Origin of the sequence: Providencia sp. PROV255 (assembly GCF_028478065.1) — a bacterium.
GTDB classification, from domain to species: domain Bacteria; phylum Pseudomonadota; class Gammaproteobacteria; order Enterobacterales; family Enterobacteriaceae; genus Providencia; species Providencia rettgeri.
In genome coordinates, this window is record NZ_JAMPMI010000013.1 from 1 (window position 1) to 15,534 (window position 15,534).

The 15,534-nt window shown below is 40.7% G+C and carries 14 protein-coding genes; 5 read left to right on the plus strand and 9 right to left on the minus strand.

The features are described from left to right. Positions 1 to 51 precede the first annotated feature (51 nt). Both murI and btuB read right to left on the minus strand, forming a co-directional pair. Positions 52 to 915 (minus strand): glutamate racemase, encoded by an 864-nt coding sequence (gene murI, locus PR725_RS14710; RefSeq protein WP_004907112.1) that lies wholly within the window; start codon positions 913 to 915, stop codon positions 52 to 54. After that, on the minus strand, positions 860 to 2,746 hold the full coding sequence (gene btuB / locus PR725_RS14715; RefSeq protein ID WP_196718893.1) for a TonB-dependent vitamin B12 receptor BtuB: 1,887 nt from the start codon (positions 2,744 to 2,746) through the stop codon (positions 860 to 862). Before btuB ends, murI begins: the two co-directional genes overlap by 56 nt. 244 nt (positions 2,747 to 2,990) lie before the next feature. On the opposite strand from btuB, the gene PR725_RS21885 reads away from it, so the two are divergent. Further along, positions 2,991 to 3,116 (plus strand): hypothetical protein, encoded by a 126-nt coding sequence (locus tag PR725_RS21885; protein ID WP_421667221.1) that lies wholly within the window; start codon positions 2,991 to 2,993, stop codon positions 3,114 to 3,116. 111 nt (positions 3,117 to 3,227) lie between these two features. Continuing rightward, positions 3,228 to 4,325 (plus strand): tRNA (uridine(54)-C5)-methyltransferase TrmA, encoded by a 1,098-nt coding sequence (trmA, locus tag PR725_RS14720; RefSeq protein ID WP_004907106.1) that lies wholly within the window; start codon positions 3,228 to 3,230, stop codon positions 4,323 to 4,325. Between the two features lie 79 nt (positions 4,326 to 4,404). Here the strand turns inward: trmA and PR725_RS14725 are convergent, their stop codons facing one another. Then, positions 4,405 to 4,794: a YijD family membrane protein gene (locus tag PR725_RS14725; protein WP_004907104.1), complete on the minus strand. Its 390-nt coding sequence runs from the start codon at positions 4,792 to 4,794 to the stop codon at positions 4,405 to 4,407. 12 nt (positions 4,795 to 4,806) lie between these two features. After that, the gene (fabR, locus tag PR725_RS14730) at positions 4,807 to 5,463 is read right to left on the minus strand and encodes an HTH-type transcriptional repressor FabR (protein WP_004265350.1); all 657 of its coding nucleotides are present in this window, start codon (positions 5,461 to 5,463) and stop codon (positions 4,807 to 4,809) included. Between the two features lie 462 nt (positions 5,464 to 5,925). Here fabR and sthA point away from each other — a divergent pair, with 462 nt between their 5' ends. After that, a complete protein-coding gene (gene sthA / locus PR725_RS14735) occupies positions 5,926 to 7,323 on the plus strand; it encodes a Si-specific NAD(P)(+) transhydrogenase (RefSeq protein WP_004907101.1) in 1,398 nt (465 codons plus the stop codon). Positions 7,324 to 7,397: 74 nt separating this feature from the next. Here the strand turns inward: sthA and oxyR are convergent, their stop codons facing one another. After that, a complete protein-coding gene (gene oxyR, locus PR725_RS14740) occupies positions 7,398 to 8,303 on the minus strand; it encodes a DNA-binding transcriptional regulator OxyR (protein ID WP_004907100.1) in 906 nt (301 codons plus the stop codon). A 986-nt stretch (positions 8,304 to 9,289) separates the two neighbouring features. Here oxyR and PR725_RS14745 point away from each other — a divergent pair. After that, positions 9,290 to 9,640 (plus strand): hypothetical protein, encoded by a 351-nt coding sequence (locus PR725_RS14745; protein ID WP_004907098.1) that lies wholly within the window; start codon positions 9,290 to 9,292, stop codon positions 9,638 to 9,640. 63 nt (positions 9,641 to 9,703) lie between these two features. Here PR725_RS14745 and argH read toward each other — a convergent pair whose 3' ends face one another. The 4 genes from argH to argC all read right to left on the minus strand — a co-directional run bounded on the left by argH (position 9,704) and on the right by argC (position 14,219). Beyond that, positions 9,704 to 11,080: an argininosuccinate lyase gene (gene argH / locus PR725_RS14750; RefSeq protein WP_109912973.1), complete on the minus strand. Its 1,377-nt coding sequence runs from the start codon at positions 11,078 to 11,080 to the stop codon at positions 9,704 to 9,706. A 78-nt stretch (positions 11,081 to 11,158) separates the two neighbouring features. Beyond that, a complete protein-coding gene (locus PR725_RS14755) occupies positions 11,159 to 12,379 on the minus strand; it encodes an argininosuccinate synthase (RefSeq protein ID WP_004907093.1) in 1,221 nt (406 codons plus the stop codon). 44 nt (positions 12,380 to 12,423) lie between these two features. After that, positions 12,424 to 13,200, minus strand: coding sequence for an acetylglutamate kinase (argB, locus tag PR725_RS14760; protein ID WP_004907091.1), 777 nt, complete (start codon positions 13,198 to 13,200; stop codon positions 12,424 to 12,426). Positions 13,201 to 13,214: 14 nt separating this feature from the next. Further along, complete coding sequence (gene argC, locus PR725_RS14765; RefSeq protein ID WP_272569536.1) at positions 13,215 to 14,219, minus strand: N-acetyl-gamma-glutamyl-phosphate reductase; 1,005 nt, start codon at positions 14,217 to 14,219, stop codon at positions 13,215 to 13,217. 102 nt (positions 14,220 to 14,321) lie between these two features. On the opposite strand from argC, the gene argE reads away from it, so the two are divergent. Continuing rightward, a complete protein-coding gene (argE, locus tag PR725_RS14770; RefSeq protein WP_164529264.1) occupies positions 14,322 to 15,476 on the plus strand; it encodes an acetylornithine deacetylase in 1,155 nt (384 codons plus the stop codon). The last annotated feature ends 58 nt before the right edge of the window (positions 15,477 to 15,534 follow it).

Consider the following 15,534-nt stretch of genomic DNA (forward strand, 5'->3'; position numbering starts at 1 on the left):
CCCTTTTTTTCATATTTTTTTTCGTTCGCTCAGCTTTCCATCAAATTTAACTTAAATAGCTAGTTTTTGCAGCGTTTTGAACCCTTCGGCTTCGAGAACTGGTTGTAACCCTTTTACGTTGTCATCCATTAATAAACAATATGCGAAGTTTTCCTCATCTGAATTGATGATTTCAGCTTGATTATTAATGAGCCAAATAGTTCTTCTGGCGATTGCAGAACCTGAATCAATGAATCGAGTTCCATCTGGTAGCACTTTTTCGAGTTCTTCTATTAATAAAGGAAAATGCGTGCAACCCAAAATAACGGTATCAGGCGGCTCTGGCATTCGAATCCATGGCCTAACAGTTTGAGCGACTTCATCGAGTGGTAAGGTTTCCCCATGTAACTTTCTTTCTGCGAGTTGAACTAATTCCGCAGAACCGAGGGAAATCACTTTACAGTCTGTAGCAAACCGTTCGATCAGCTCTTTGGTGTATTCACGATTTACAGTGCCTTTCGTCGCCAATAAACCCACCACGCCATTACGCGTTAACTTAGTTGCGGGTTTAATGGCTGGAACAACCCCAACAACTGGGAACGTAAAATGTGCTCTCAAATTAGGGAGGCTGACCGTACTTGCGGTATTACACGCAATAATCACAATAGTTAAAGGATGCTTTGCAGCAATTACATTTACGATTTGATAGACCCTATCAATAATAAACTCTTCACTTTTTTCACCATAAGGGAAGGCTTCATTGTCGAATGCATAGATATAGTGGGCATTCGGGATCATTTTTTTGACTTCACGATAGACAGATAACCCGCCCACTCCAGAGTCAAACACTAGAATGGTCGGGCGAACAGATAGGGTGTTATCAGAAGTTGTAGCTTCCAGTGAGGAAATATTCTCTTCCAGCGGTGCGATAACCATACGCGGTCTCATAGTCTTTATCGAACATATTAGCTATTTTACCACGAATTGTGAGATGTGAAGTGATTGGATATGCAGCTGTGAGATCCCAGAGGCTAACACCGCCTTGTTTTACACGTCTAGAAGGAAATTGGCTATAGTCATTATCATAGCGAGAGCCTATATATTGGTAGGTTAGCCCCATATCTACTTTATCAATAGCCCAATCTAGCTGGTATTTAACTTGCTGCTTAGCCCGTCGCTCAAGAACCTTATCCGTCTTTTTGTTACGAGGGTCAACATATTGATAGGTAACTTGGTGATGAAGGATACCTGTTTCGAACTCACCAACCCATTCAACACCTTTAATTTCAGCTTCGCCAATGTTCTCATAAGTGCTAGTCGGATAACCTGATTTATATGCAATCAGGTTATCAATATCATTATGGTATGCATTGACCTGCCAAAAAAGTGGTCCCGTTGTTCCTTCAACACCAATCTCCCACTGCTTACTTTCCTCGGGTTTCAAGTTCGGATTACCTAGCGTTGTTCCATATGCCGATGAAGAATACGCATATAATTGAGTTAGATTAGGTGCTTTATAAGCAGTTGCATATGAACCAACAAGTTTGTAACCTTCATGAAACTCCCAACTAAGGCCTGATTGCCATGTTGTATGCCAATTAAATTCAGAGTGATGGTCAGAACGTATAGCGGCCTCTGCAGTTACTGAATCAATAATTGCATATTGCCCTGTGAGGTATATCCCAGTGTTATTTAACGTTTGTTTTTCATTGATCATCGCGTAGCTGCTAGGCTCAATACTTTGGCGTTGATAATCAATCCCCGCACTAATATTACCTTTATCTAATAGGTAACTATTACCCCATTGAATATTGTACTGCTTAGACTCATCAAGATTTGCAGATTCACTATATTGCCCTTTTCTAGGATCAAAATTGTAATCTTTTGAATAACCATAGCTTCCCATCAATGATGATGAATATTTTCCTTGATGATATTTCAAACCTGTTTCATAAGTACGGCTATAAAGCTTACGCGTATCAACACTAACTCCCGCATATTCTGATACGTCATAACTCGTTCGATTGTCATAACCGTACGCCCTTGCATACGCTAAGATTTCTGAAGAAAATTGATGTTCAACACCTAACCACAATGACTTGCTCAAAAAGCCATCTTTATCATATTGTCTTGGGCTAACTTCTTTTGGTGCTAAATCAAACCCTTTGGTATGTGTATAAGCTCCGGCTGCGGTTACCGTTGTATTTTCACCAATTTTTTGCTGAGTCGAACCGTTATAGTTTTGGTAACTGTGTGAGCCAATACCTGCATTTAAAGTTGTGCCATCGTTATCACGGCGAGTAATAATATTTACTACTCCACCTACTGCATCAGAACCATAAACCGCTGAACGGGCGCCGCGAATATATTCAATGCGTTGCACCAGTGAGATAGGAATTTGGCTCATATCGGAAGAGCCAGAAATGCCCGCTTGATTCAAACGAACACCATCAATCAGCACTAAAACGTGACGTGATTCTGTGCCTCGTATAAATAGAGAGCTTTGTTGACCCATTCCCCCGTTTTGCGCAATATCCACTCCCGGCAGGCGCCTTAATACATCTATCACGGTATTGGATTGCCAATGATCGATATCTTCACGAGTGACCACCGTCACTGGCGCTAATATAGAAGAGATGGGTTGTTCAAAGCGGTTAGCGGAGACAACCACTTGGTCAGTTTTATTATTTGCACTTGCCAAAGAAGAAGTAGCGCACAGCACAGCCAGCGCAGCGGCCGATAACGGCAGCGACTTTTTATTATTCATTATGATTACACTCGGAAAATCAATTCAATTAATGTTCCGCGAGGTTGAATATAGATTCGCGCAGATATTCAACAAAGCGATTGGTAGCGTGGCAGGTATCGGACTTATAAAGTAACAAGTTGGGTTTCTATATATGAAATAAAAACGATATATAAAATGAAAATTCGACCTGTTATATCCCCTAAATAATTCAAGTGACATGTAGGCGGCAAGCGAAGATATCCCTAGGAGCATACTGAAGTATGTGACTAGGGTAGCTGAGCGATGCCAACACCCATGTAGCTTGAAGAATGACGGGGATACCTTAATTACCGTTGCGCGTCAGTCTTGGACTTACACCAAGTTCCCTAAACCACAGCCATTATCGTAAGTTGAATAGTTATGAGTGTCTATGGATGGATAATGAAAACTGGACATCTTCGCCGCATTCCCTACAATTTCGCTCCTGATACGAATTTATTACTGTTTTATGGAGCCAAACATGCCAAACACCTTGCACACTGAAGACTACGAACAACAGCTCGTAGAAAAAACGGATCGCTTAAAGGCGATGATGGCTCCTTTTAACGCACCTGAACCTGAAATTTTTTCATCACCAAAGTCGCATTACCGGATGCGCGCTGAATTTCGCGTCTGGCACGATAATGACGATTTATTTCATATTATGTTTGATAAGGAAACTAAAGAAAGGATCCGTGTTGACCAGTTCCCTGTCGCAAGTCAGTTAATTAATGACATGATGGCAGCGTTATTGCCGTTAATTAAGCAAAATGAATTACTGCGTCATAAATTATTTCAAATTGACTATTTATCAACACTAAGTAATAAGCTGATTGTTTCGCTGCTTTACCATAAAAAACTCAGTGAAGAGTGGGTTGCTGAGGCAAAAGCCTTAAAAGCCGTTTTAGTTGAACAAGGCTTTGATGTGCAATTAATCGGCCGAGCGTCAAAAACAAAAATCATGTTAGACAATGATTATGTTGATGAAATATTACCGGTAATGGGTAAAAATATGGTGTATCGCCAAGTCGAAAATAGCTTTACGCAGCCTAATGCACAGGTCAATATCAAAATGTTGGAATGGGCAATTGGGGCAACACAGAATTCGACGGGGGATTTATTAGAACTTTACTGCGGAAATGGAAACTTTTCATTGGCATTAGCGCAAAACTTCGAACGCGTATTAGCCACTGAAATTGCAAAACCTTCTGTGGCTGCGGCTCAATATAATATCGAAGCCAATAATATTGAAAATGTACAAATTATTCGTATGTCTGCAGAGGATTTTACCCAAGCCATGCAAGGTGCTCGTGAATTTAGGCGCCTAGAGGGTATTTCTTTAGCAGACTACCAGTGCAATACCATTTTCGTTGACCCGCCTCGCAGTGGTTTAGATGCAGAAACCGTGAAGCTAGTTCAGGGTTATGACCATATCCTATATATTTCGTGTAACCCAGAAACGCTATGCGATAACTTAGTTGAGCTGACTAAAACGCATAAAATAGAGAAATTAGCCTTATTCGACCAATTTCCGTATACCCATCATATGGAAAGTGGGGTATTACTGAGCCGCTATTAGTTGGCTGAAAACTCGGTTATTAAAAGCAAAAACGCCGCATTTTACTGCGGCGCCTTATCAATAGAAAAGTCGTCTAAACTTAGTTTTCGACTTCTTGCTCAAGTGCCAGCTCCGCTTTTTCTTTCTTACGTGCTTTCCAGCTTGAGTACATCCACAATGCGATAATGACAATAAAGGTTGCTGGGATAAAGTTAGAGCCTATTTCAGGGTTTTGAACGCGTAAAATCGCGGCATAACCAAATAGGCCAATAAAAAAACTACCAGCAACAAATTTTGGCAACCCCATCGGCATGGCTTGATGTAAATAGCGCTGGTGTAAACAATACGCAGCCAATATTAGGGTTAAAATTGGAAAAAATGAAAAGTCGACCAACGAGTTAAACAGCGTTGAAAACGTCCCATGGGTTGCAAGGCCAATCACAAAGGCTAGCAATAATGTGCTTCTTTCATAACTTTTTTGATCCGTCATTGATTCTCCTTATTATTTAGTAAGGTCTGGGTCAGTTTGATTTTGTTTTTCCTGTTCCCGGCGGTACCAGTAATAGGCGCCTTTCGCGATCATTCTTAACTGTAATACCAGCCGTTCTTCGAGATTCCTGCGTTTTTCTTCATCAATGTCTAGCGCTTCCGCTCCTGCGCTAAAGACAATCGTTACCATGGCCTCGGCTTGCATTTCAGTAAAATGGCGAGGCATACGGCTTTCAAGTTCAAGGTAATCGGCCAATTCCGCAATAAAATGTTGAATTTCCCGAGCGACCGCTGCACGAAACTCCGCAGATGTTCCCGAACGCTCCCGCAATAATAACCTAAAGGCATTAGGGTTATTACCAATAAACTCCATAAAAGTTGAGACTGATGTACGGATCACACTCCCGCCTTTTGCAATACGCTGTCTTGCTTGGCGCATTAGCTGGCGTAACATCAAGCCACTTTCGTCAACCATCGTCAGCCCAAGTTCATCAACGTCCTTGAAATGACGGTAAAATGAAGTCGGTGCAATCCCAGCTTCACGTGCAACTTCCCGTAAACTGAGGCTAGTAAAGCTCCGTTCAGCGCTTAATTGGCTAAATGCGGCTTCGACGAGTGAACGCCGAGTTTTTTCTTTTTGTTTTGCTCTAACGCCAATTGTGTTGCTCACGGTGATCCTAATTTCTTATCATGGAAGGTCAATGTAATAAGTATTACTCTTCGCCTAGCATACCTGAAAATAATTAAACTGTTTTGGAGAAAAAGCGACTATCGCTGCAATTTACTCATTTTCAGAATTTAACTTAGCCTTTTTTCAATTAGTTTTTTAACGCTGATATACTACCAACCTTTCACTAAACAATACTTCAGCAAACCCCTACTTTATGAACCCATGAATTATATTTAGGTATTTTTCTGAGGCTCTTGAACTAAAATATTTTCTCCTAAGAATTTCAAATTGAGATAAGGCGACAAAACAAGCGAACTCCTGAAAGTATATATAAGTATGTGACTAGAGTAAGCGAATGTCGCCAACGTTGTATCGATTTGAAAGACAGCGAGGAAATTAGGTGAAATAACCAACTAATGATAACATCTTGTTGTCATTTTGTTTTAGAGCAGGTCTTACCTCATGCAACTTACCCATTTTGATGCAATAGTCATTGGTTCCGGTCCTGGTGGTGAAGGCGCCGCCATGGGGCTAGTGAAACAAGGAAAAAACGTTGCTGTTATAGAACGTTATAATAATGTCGGCGGAGGCTGTACCCACTGGGGAACCATTCCCTCAAAAGCCCTCCGTCATGCTGTTAGTCGTATTATCGAATTCAACCAAAACCCGCTTTATAGTGATAACTCCCGTAGCTTAAGCTCCTCTTTCTCCGAAATTCTACGACATGCTGAAACGGTAATTAGCCAACAAACACGCATGCGCCAAGGATTTTACGAACGTAATGGTTGCCAAATGTTTTCGGGTGAAGCCACCTTTATCGATGAACAACATATCAGTGTCCGCTACGCGGATGGAAGTTGTGATGTTTTAAGTGCAGATAAAATCGTCATTGCCACTGGCTCTCGTCCATACTGCCCTTCTGACGTTGATTTCAACCATTCTCGAATCTACAACAGTGATACTATTCTCAACCTAACCCATGAACCTCGCCATGTGATTATTTATGGTGCAGGTGTTATCGGCTGTGAATATGCATCTATTTTTCGTGGGTTAGGGGTTAAAGTTGACTTAATCAACACCCGTGATCATCTCTTGGCCTTTCTTGACCAAGAAATGTCAGATGCCTTGTCGTATCATTTTTGGAATAGTGGTGTTGTTATTCGCCATAATGAAGAATATGAAAAAATCGAAGGGGTTGAAGACGGCGTTATTGTTCACCTGAAGTCAGGTAAAAAAGTCAAGGCAGACTGTTTACTGTATGCGAACGGAAGAACCGGTAACACTGATAGCTTAGGCCTGGCTAATGTCGGGATCGAAGCAGATGGCCGCGGTTTAGTTAAAGTCAATAAAGCGTATCGCACCACTAATGAACATATTTATGCTGTTGGTGATGTCATTGGCTACCCAAGTTTGGCCTCTGCAGCTTATGACCAAGGCCGAATTGCAGCCCGAGCCATTGGGGGTAGTTTAGGTAATGCGCATTTAGTGGAAGATATTCCAACAGGGATTTATACCATTCCTGAAATTAGTTCAGTTGGTAAAACAGAACAAGAACTGACCGCAATGAAAGTGCCTTATGAAGTTGGCCGGGCACAGTTTAAACATTTAGCACGTGCACAAATCGCAGGTATGAATGTCGGCAGTTTGAAAATATTATTCCATAGAGAAACATTACAGATATTAGGCATTCACTGTTTCGGTGAGAGAGCGGCTGAAATTATCCATATCGGCCAAGCTATCATGGAACAAAAAGGTGAAGGTAATACTATCGAATATTTCGTCAATACGACGTTCAATTACCCGACGATGGCGGAAGCTTTCCGTGTTGCAGCTTTAAATGGTTTAAATCGACTCTTTTAATTATTGAGTGATTAATGGTTGCCAATAATCTGGCAACCATCATCAACTAAAAAAATAATATTGGTAGCTTAACCCTAAACTCTATTTTTATAATAGTTATCCATTGAGTTATAGATGGTCTCTGCTAATTGTTCATAGCGCCCACGTAACGGTGAACCCGGGCGATAAACTAATACGATAGTTCGTTTCGGTTCAGGTTCAATGCAATTTAAATAACATACCCCATCACGACAAACTTCATTTGGCACCGATAAATCAGGTAAAAGTGTAATTCCACTCCCTGCTGCCACCATATTTCTTAACGTTTCTAAGCTCGTTGCCCTGAAGTGTGTATCTTCTTTAGCACCCGCTTGGAAGCAAAAGCCCATTGCTTGGTCACGTAAACAGTGGCCATCTTCTAACATTAATAGTTTTTCACCTGACAATTCACTCATTTCAATCGTATCACGATCATGCCATGGGTGACTCTCATAGATAGCCAATTTCATGGGTTCTTCAAATAACGGTACAACAATGAAAGGGTCTGTTTCTTTTACTTCCGCAAGAATGGCACAATCTAATTTACCACTGTCTAACTGAGCTAATAATTGCTGAGTTTGCGCTTCATGCAAATAGATTTCTAATTTAGGGTGAGCTTGGTGCAATTGCGGAATAATATGAGGTAATAGATACGGCGCAACCGTTGGAATTAAACCAATATGTAATGGCCCTGACATGCTTTCCCCTTGGAGGGCTGCCATTTCTTGTAATACTTTAATTTCACGCAAAATAGTACGGGCTTGCTCAACCAATAACAAACCTTGTTGAGTAAAAAGAACTTTACGGCTAGTTCTTTCTAGCAACATCACGCCAAGTTCTTCTTCTAATTTACGAATTTGGCCACTAAGAGTAGGTTGGCTAACATGACAAGAATCCGCGGCACGTCTAAAGTGTTTATGTTCGGCGAGTGCGACGAGGTACTCTAAATCTCGAATATTCATATTTCTTTTCCTTTCGTGAATTCTCTGTCAAACCAAAGATAGATAATACCAATCACTATATCGATATTGTTTTGTTTTATCTATTGATAAATTGAAAAATAGGGGGAAAACCTCATTTTTTGAAGGATATACGCAATATAATGAAACAAAGTGTAATATTTAGAAATAAAATGTATCTCATTCCTGACTCTTCAACAGAGAGAATAGTTAATTAATGATTAAATTCATTTACCATTAGCATTTCAATATAACATTCCTAATAAAAGCATTAACCATGTTTTTTTAGAATAAAATTTCAATAAATTACATCCTAACGTTGCCAAGTAAAATCCCAACATTCTCCTCAAAAAATATAGACTATTTGTGTCATTAATTCACATAATAGATAAAATCAACTTTATTTTAACATTTAGTGAATATCACTAAAATAACCAAATTATTAGAATTTAATATGTATTTAGTCACACTTCATCAGTTTTGAATTAATTAAAACATACAAATATTTATTATATTCATCTCAAACAAAAGAAACATTTTGTTATCTTTCCTTTCACTCTCTATTAAAGTTTGTAAGTTTTTATATAAAAGTAAATGTAAATTGCAGCTTAATTTTGTTAAATTTTATTTTAATCACTATTACAGATTGATAACAACAGAAAATCACTAGAGAATCCAACTATAAAAACTAACAGAAAACACAAATAATAAAACAAAACACTGCAAATTTCTTAATACACAGTCTTATTAACCACCAAAATACAAATGGATAACTTTAAATTACAATGAGAGTAATTTTGTTTTCTTTATATTTTTAAACATTTCCTTTTTTAATTTTACACCTAAATAGTGTTTTTAAATTTATAATTCCCACATCAAAAACACCAAGGAATATCAGTTCATTATTATTATTCTTATTTAATCGCACACAAATCTAATTTAAACATACAGCAAGTTGATTAATCAAAAATCAATGACGGGATACTATTATGAAAAATTTATTAACAAAAACTCAAAAATTTGGCCTTCGTTCACTCTGTGTATTGTTACTCGCTACAACCGCATCTATTCATGCTTATGCAAGTAATGACCAACAAAATGGGGTTATTCATTTCTCTGGGGCAGTCGTATTTCCGTCTTGCTTTAATGAAGTGACCGACAATCATGTCACACTGAATTGCTTAAATAACCAATCTGATATGGTTGCCAGCAAAATAAACTTGAATGATGTTGCAAATACTCAAGGTTGGAAGGTAATCAATGAAGGTAGAGGAGAGTATTCATATAACTGGGTGAATGAAGAAAAACAACTCGGAATGCTAACCATTAAATATATTTAAAAACAAACGCGTTATGGGAATCGGGGTAGTCATACTACCCCCCATTTTTTCTTCTACAACTAATCACAGTTCTAATCGTTTTTTTGCTTCCACAATAGCATTTGCCACTTGCTTCTGAGATACCCCACCTTTTGCTAACCGCTTATCTAAACAAGATTGTAGCGATAAAATTTCATAGACATCCAACTGAATAGTGTCACTGAATTTTTGCAAATCACTGAGAGCCATTTCTTCCAAAGCTTTACCTTGCCCAATTGCTGCAACAACCGCTTCACCCACGATATGATGCGCTTCGCGGAATGGAACACCTTTAGCAACGAGGTAATCAGCAAGCTCAGTTGCATTGGCATAACCTTGTTTCGCCGCATCTTCACAACGACTACGGCGAATTTGAATACCATCAAGCACCAACGCAGCCATATGCATGCAATCTAACCAAGTATCTAATGCGTCGAATAACCCTTCTTTGTCTTCTTGCATATCTTTGTTATACGCAAGAGGCAATCCTTTAAGGGTCATCATCATACCTGTTAGCGCCCCTTGGACACGCCCACATTTTCCGCGGATTAATTCCAATGCATCTGGGTTTTTCTTTTGTGGCATTAATGATGAACCTGATGTCACTTTGTCTGATAACTCGACAAAACCAGCTTCACCACTATTAAAGAAAATTAAATCTTCAGCAAAGCGGGATAAATGAACCATACCAATACTTGCGTTGGATAATAGTTCAAGCACGTGGTCTCTATCTGAAACGGTATCTAAGCTATTACGCGTTGCCGAAGCAAAACCTAACCATGATGCCAGCTGCTCACGGTCGATATCATAAGCCGTGCCTGCTAATGCCCCGCATCCTAATGGGCTGACATCTAAGCGTTTTAGTGTATCTTTTAAACGGCTTTCATCACGCGCTAACATTTCACTGTAAGCTAAGCACCAATGTGCAAAAGTGACAGGCTGGGCACGTTGTAAATGCGTATAACCTGGCATCACGGCATCTTGATTATTTTCCGCAGTCAGCACTAGCGCTTTTTGTAGCTCTGTTACCGCTTCAAGTAGCAATGCAACTTGGTCTTTACACCACAGTTTTAAATCTGTTGCGACTTGGTCGTTACGGCTACGGCCTGTATGCAATTTTTTACCTAAATCACCGACTTTATCAATCAGTTGACCCTCAACCCAGCTATGAATATCTTCTGCGTCACTTTGCAGGATAATTTCAGGGTTATCTTGTACTTCTTTAAGTAAGGCATTTAGTGCTTGTTCTAAAGTTTGTTGTTCGCTATCAGACAATACACCAACTGTTACCAGTGATTTTGACCATGCGACTGAGCCGATAATATCTTGTTGCGCCAAGCGATAATCGAAACGCAGTGAATCATTAAACTGTTTAAACCGTTGATCTGCTTGCTGACTAAAACGTCCACCCCAAAGTGCCATAACTAATCCCTACCTGATTGATAAAATAAGTTTTTAACCCCAACAGCGGTCTTGGCTGCCGGGGGACTACTATTTGATTTATTTCGCTTTGTTTTGTTCTTTCAGCGCACGGATACGTGAAGATAGCGAGTAAAGACGAATAAACCCACCTGCATGACTGTGGTCATAAACTTCATCTTCACCGAATGTGGCAAACTCTTCTGAATACAAGCTCTTATCTGCTTTTTTCTGAATCGCAGTCACTTGCCCTTTATATAATTTCAGAACAACTTCACCTGTCACATCTTGTGCTAATGACTCCGCAGCAGCTTGTAATGAATGACGTAATGGTGCAAACCAGCGCCCGTCATAAACCACATATGACATTTCTAAACCGAGTTGCTCACGCCATTTGTAGCTGTCACGGTCAAGAACCAGTTGTTCAATACCACGTAGAGCAGCCATCATAATGGTGCCTCCCGGGGTTTCATAACAACCACGAGATTTCATACCGACTAAACGGTTTTCAACGATGTCGATACGACCCACTCCGTGTTTTGCACCTAAAGTATTTAATGTTTCTAAACAACCAAGTGGGGACAATGCTTGCCCATTCACCGAAACGACTTCGCCATGTTTAACACCAACGGTAACCAGTTCAGCTTCATCCGGTGCATCTTGCGGGTCGACAGTCCATACCCAACAATCTTGGTTTGCCGCATTCCATGTGCTTTCTAATACGCCACCTTCAGTAGAAATGTGCCATGCGTTTTCATCACGACTATAGATTTTTTCTAAGCTGGCTGTTGTTGGAATATTACGTTCTTTCAGGTAATCGAGCAGTGCTTCACGGGAACGTAAGTCCCACTCACGCCATGGTGCAACGACTTGTAACTGTGGTGCTAATGCCGTATAGGTGCTTTCGAAACGCACTTGGTCATTACCTTTACCTGTTGCGCCATGGGCAACAGCATCTGCCCCTACTTTTAAGGCAATTTCGACTTGCGCTTTAGCTATAATTGGGCGAGCCATTGACGTACCTAATAAATAGCTACCTTCATATAATGCACCTGTTTTTAATACAGGGTAAATATACTCTTTGATGAACTCTTCGCGTAAATCCACTACGTAGCATTCAGATGCACCTGATTGCAGGGCTTTTTTCTCAACGCCCACTAAATCTTCACGGTCTTGCCCCACATCCGCAACGAAGGCCACGACTTCGCAATCATCATAGTTTTCTTTTAGCCATGGAATAATTGCTGATGTATCCAGACCACCTGAATATGCTAATACAATCTTTTTAATGCCCTTTTTCATAACATACCTATCCGCTCAATTAATATTGTTATTCCATGGCTCATTTATGATGCCAAGATCCGTGTTCCGATTGCTGTTCCATTAAACAGTTCGGGAAGTTGTTCTGCATGACGCCAGCTTGCGATATCCACAGAACGTTGCAAGGCTGCCGCAGCGTCTAATGCTGCATTGACCTTCACAATCATTCCGTCAGTAATAATTCCCTGTTCAATTAACTTTTGCGCTTTTTGCGTCGTCATTTCATCAATTTTTTGGCCTTTACCATCCAAAATACCGCTCACATCGGACAATAAGACCAGATCTGCGTTTAATGCTTGGGCGATAGCGGTTGCGGCTTGGTCCGCATTCACGTTCATCAACTCACCTTTTGGTGTGATACCAATAGAGCTGATAATGGGTAAATAACCCGCCCCCAACAATAATTTCAATAATTTTGCATCACCAGGTTTAGCATTACCGACATGGCCTAATTCTTCGTTTAGTTGCGTCACCGTGGCACTTTGGCCATCACCGAGAGAAAGACCTACTGCCGAAAGTTGATACTTCGTTGCCCATGCCAATAATGTTTTATTCGCAGTGCCTGCTAATGCCCCCGTAATAATATCGATTTGGTCTGCTGGCGTGACTCGCAACCCTTGCTTTTTAACCACGGGTAATTGCAGTTTTTGCATCAATTCATCAACTAAACAACCACCACCATGCACAATCACCAATTCGCGTTGATGAGCTTGCCGATAGGTTTGGATAGCTGTAAATAATTTTTCAAGCGCTTCGATGCTATCAAGTAACACTCCGCCCAATTTAATCACTAAAGGTTGCATGGGGTTAATCCTTCTTAAAGTAAAGACTGCGTTTCAGCAAAACCAAAACGAATATTCATGCACTGAACGGCTTGTGCTGCTGCACCTTTAAGTAGGTTATCTTCTGTACCCACTAAAATCAGGTGTTCACCTTTCAATACATAGCCAATATCACAAAACGGCGTACCGACTACCGATTTCAATGCAGGAACACCTTTTTCATATAACCGCACTAATGGTTTATTTTGATAGGCATCTTTAAACGTTTGTGTGATTTTTTCTGCCGTCACACCCGTTTTTACTTTGCAAGTAATCGTTGCCAGAATGCCTCGAGAGAAATTACCCAAATGCGGTGTAAAAATAACCTCTCTCCCTAAATGAGTCGCGATTTCTGGCTGGTGACGATGCGTAAAGAGGCCATAAGGTTGCAAACTCACCTCACAAAAGCTGTTGGTCATTGAGGCTTTACGGCCTGCACCGGAAACACCGCTAGTGGCATTAATGACTGGCCACATAGCTTCATCCAGTAAATCTGCTTCAATCAATGGCTTAAGTGCTAATTGGGAAACCGTTGGGTAACACCCTGGTACTGCAATCAATTGTGCTTGATAAATTTTATCAGCCTGCCATTCTGCTAAACCGTAAACTGCTTGCATTAGCCATTCAGTATTTGTATGTTCAAAGCCATAGTATTGCGTATAAAACGCAGGATCTTGAACACGATAAGCACCGGATAAGTCGAACACTACGCAGCCCGCTTCAAGAAACTGAGGTGCAATGTCATGGCTCACTTCATGTGCCGTGGCAAGGAAAACAACATCAATACCTTTCGCTGCTTCCGCGACATCGGTTAATGGCAGAACGGGAAGGTCGATGATGCCTTTATACTGAGGGTGTAAATCAGAAAAACGTTTATTTGCATCCGCACTTTGCTTCGATACCATCAATCCTTGAAGATTAACTTCCGGATGGCGTTGCAAATAAGCGGCTAATTCTGCTCCAGTATAGCCACTGGCCCCGATAATGAGTGTGTTCAACATATGCTTTCTACCTTGTACTCGTGACCCAAACAGTTTAATGTGTATTTTTATTCAAATAAAGTGCATGAATATTGATACTATTATGGATAAAGGCTGTCAACAGTGAATATTAAATTACCTGCATTTATTGAGATTTATCGTCAATTAATTGCCATTCCGTCGATTAGTGCGACTGATTCTCATTTGGATCAGAGCAATAAAGCTCTGGTGGAACTTCTCGGTGGATGGCTGGAGACGTTAGGTTTTTCGGTCAACATTCAACCTGTACCGGAAACGCGTGATAAATATAATTTGCTTGCATCCATTGGCGAAGGAAATGGTGGGTTGATGCTATGCGGTCATACCGATACCGTGCCCTTTGATGATGGGCGTTGGAGCAAAAACCCATTCGAACTAACTGAACATAATGGCAAACTCTACGGGCTTGGTACCGCTGATATGAAAGGCTTTTTTGCTTTTATTATTGATGCGTTACGTGATATGGATTTAAAACAACTCAAACGCCCACTGCATATATTAGCCACAGCAGATGAAGAAACATCGATGGCTGGTGCGCGTTATTTTGCAGCCAGTACAACATTAAGACCAGATTTTGCAATTATTGGCGAGCCAACATCGTTACAACCGATTCGCGCGCACAAAGGGCATTTATCAAATGCTATCCGCATTACTGGGCAATCGGGGCACTCTAGTGACCCAGAACGTGGCGTCAATGCAATTGAATTGATGCATGAGTCTATTTCCCACCTAATGGACTTACGAAATACGTTAAAAGAACGATTTAACAACCCTGCATTTGTCATTCCCTACCCGACGATGAACTTTGGTCATATTCATGGTGGTGACGCAGCCAACCGAATTTGTGGTTGTTGTGAATTACATATGGATATTCGTCCGCTACCTGGGTTAACTTTGCAAGATTTAGATGAACTACTTAATGAAGCTCTTGAGCCGGTTAGTGCCCGTTGGCCAGGTCGCTTGACGGTTGAATCCATGCATCCGCCGATCCCTGGCTATGAATGCCCAACGGACCACAAAATGGTCGCAGTGATTGAGCAATTGTTAGGGCAAAAAGCAGATACCGTGAATTACTGTACTGAAGCACCGTTTATCCAAGAGCTCTGCCCAACGTTGGTTCTTGGCCCTGGTTCTATTGAGCAAGCACATCAACCTGATGAGTTTATTGATATGCGCTTTATTGAGCCTACTCGCCAATTAATTAGCCAAATGATTGAGCACTTCTGTTTCACTGAGTAAATCTGACTAGCCATAGATTCAAGCGCGACACTGAAAAGAGTCGCGTTTTTTATCATGA

What these genes read in the sequence shown, in the direction of transcription:
- trmA (WP_004907106.1), top strand. Translation starts at nt 3,228, where the DNA reads ATGCCAAACACCTTGCACACTGAAGACTACGAACAACAGCTCGTAGAA.
- argH (WP_109912973.1), bottom strand. Translation starts at nt 11,080, where the DNA reads ATGGCACTTTGGGGTGGACGTTTTAGTCAGCAAGCAGATCAACGGTTT.
- murI (WP_004907112.1), bottom strand. Translation starts at nt 915, where the DNA reads ATGGTTATCGCACCGCTGGAAGAGAATATTTCCTCACTGGAAGCTACA.
- argC (WP_272569536.1), bottom strand. Translation starts at nt 14,219, where the DNA reads ATGTTGAACACACTCATTATCGGGGCCAGTGGCTATACTGGAGCAGAA.
- PR725_RS14755 (WP_004907093.1), bottom strand. Translation starts at nt 12,379, where the DNA reads ATGAAAAAGGGCATTAAAAAGATTGTATTAGCATATTCAGGTGGTCTG.
- PR725_RS14745 (WP_004907098.1), top strand. Translation starts at nt 9,290, where the DNA reads ATGAAAAATTTATTAACAAAAACTCAAAAATTTGGCCTTCGTTCACTC.
- argB (WP_004907091.1), bottom strand. Translation starts at nt 13,200, where the DNA reads ATGCAACCTTTAGTGATTAAATTGGGCGGAGTGTTACTTGATAGCATC.
- sthA (WP_004907101.1), top strand. Translation starts at nt 5,926, where the DNA reads ATGCAACTTACCCATTTTGATGCAATAGTCATTGGTTCCGGTCCTGGT.
- PR725_RS14725 (WP_004907104.1), bottom strand. Translation starts at nt 4,794, where the DNA reads ATGACGGATCAAAAAAGTTATGAAAGAAGCACATTATTGCTAGCCTTT.
- btuB (WP_196718893.1), bottom strand. Translation starts at nt 2,746, where the DNA reads ATGAATAATAAAAAGTCGCTGCCGTTATCGGCCGCTGCGCTGGCTGTG.
- oxyR (WP_004907100.1), bottom strand. Translation starts at nt 8,303, where the DNA reads ATGAATATTCGAGATTTAGAGTACCTCGTCGCACTCGCCGAACATAAA.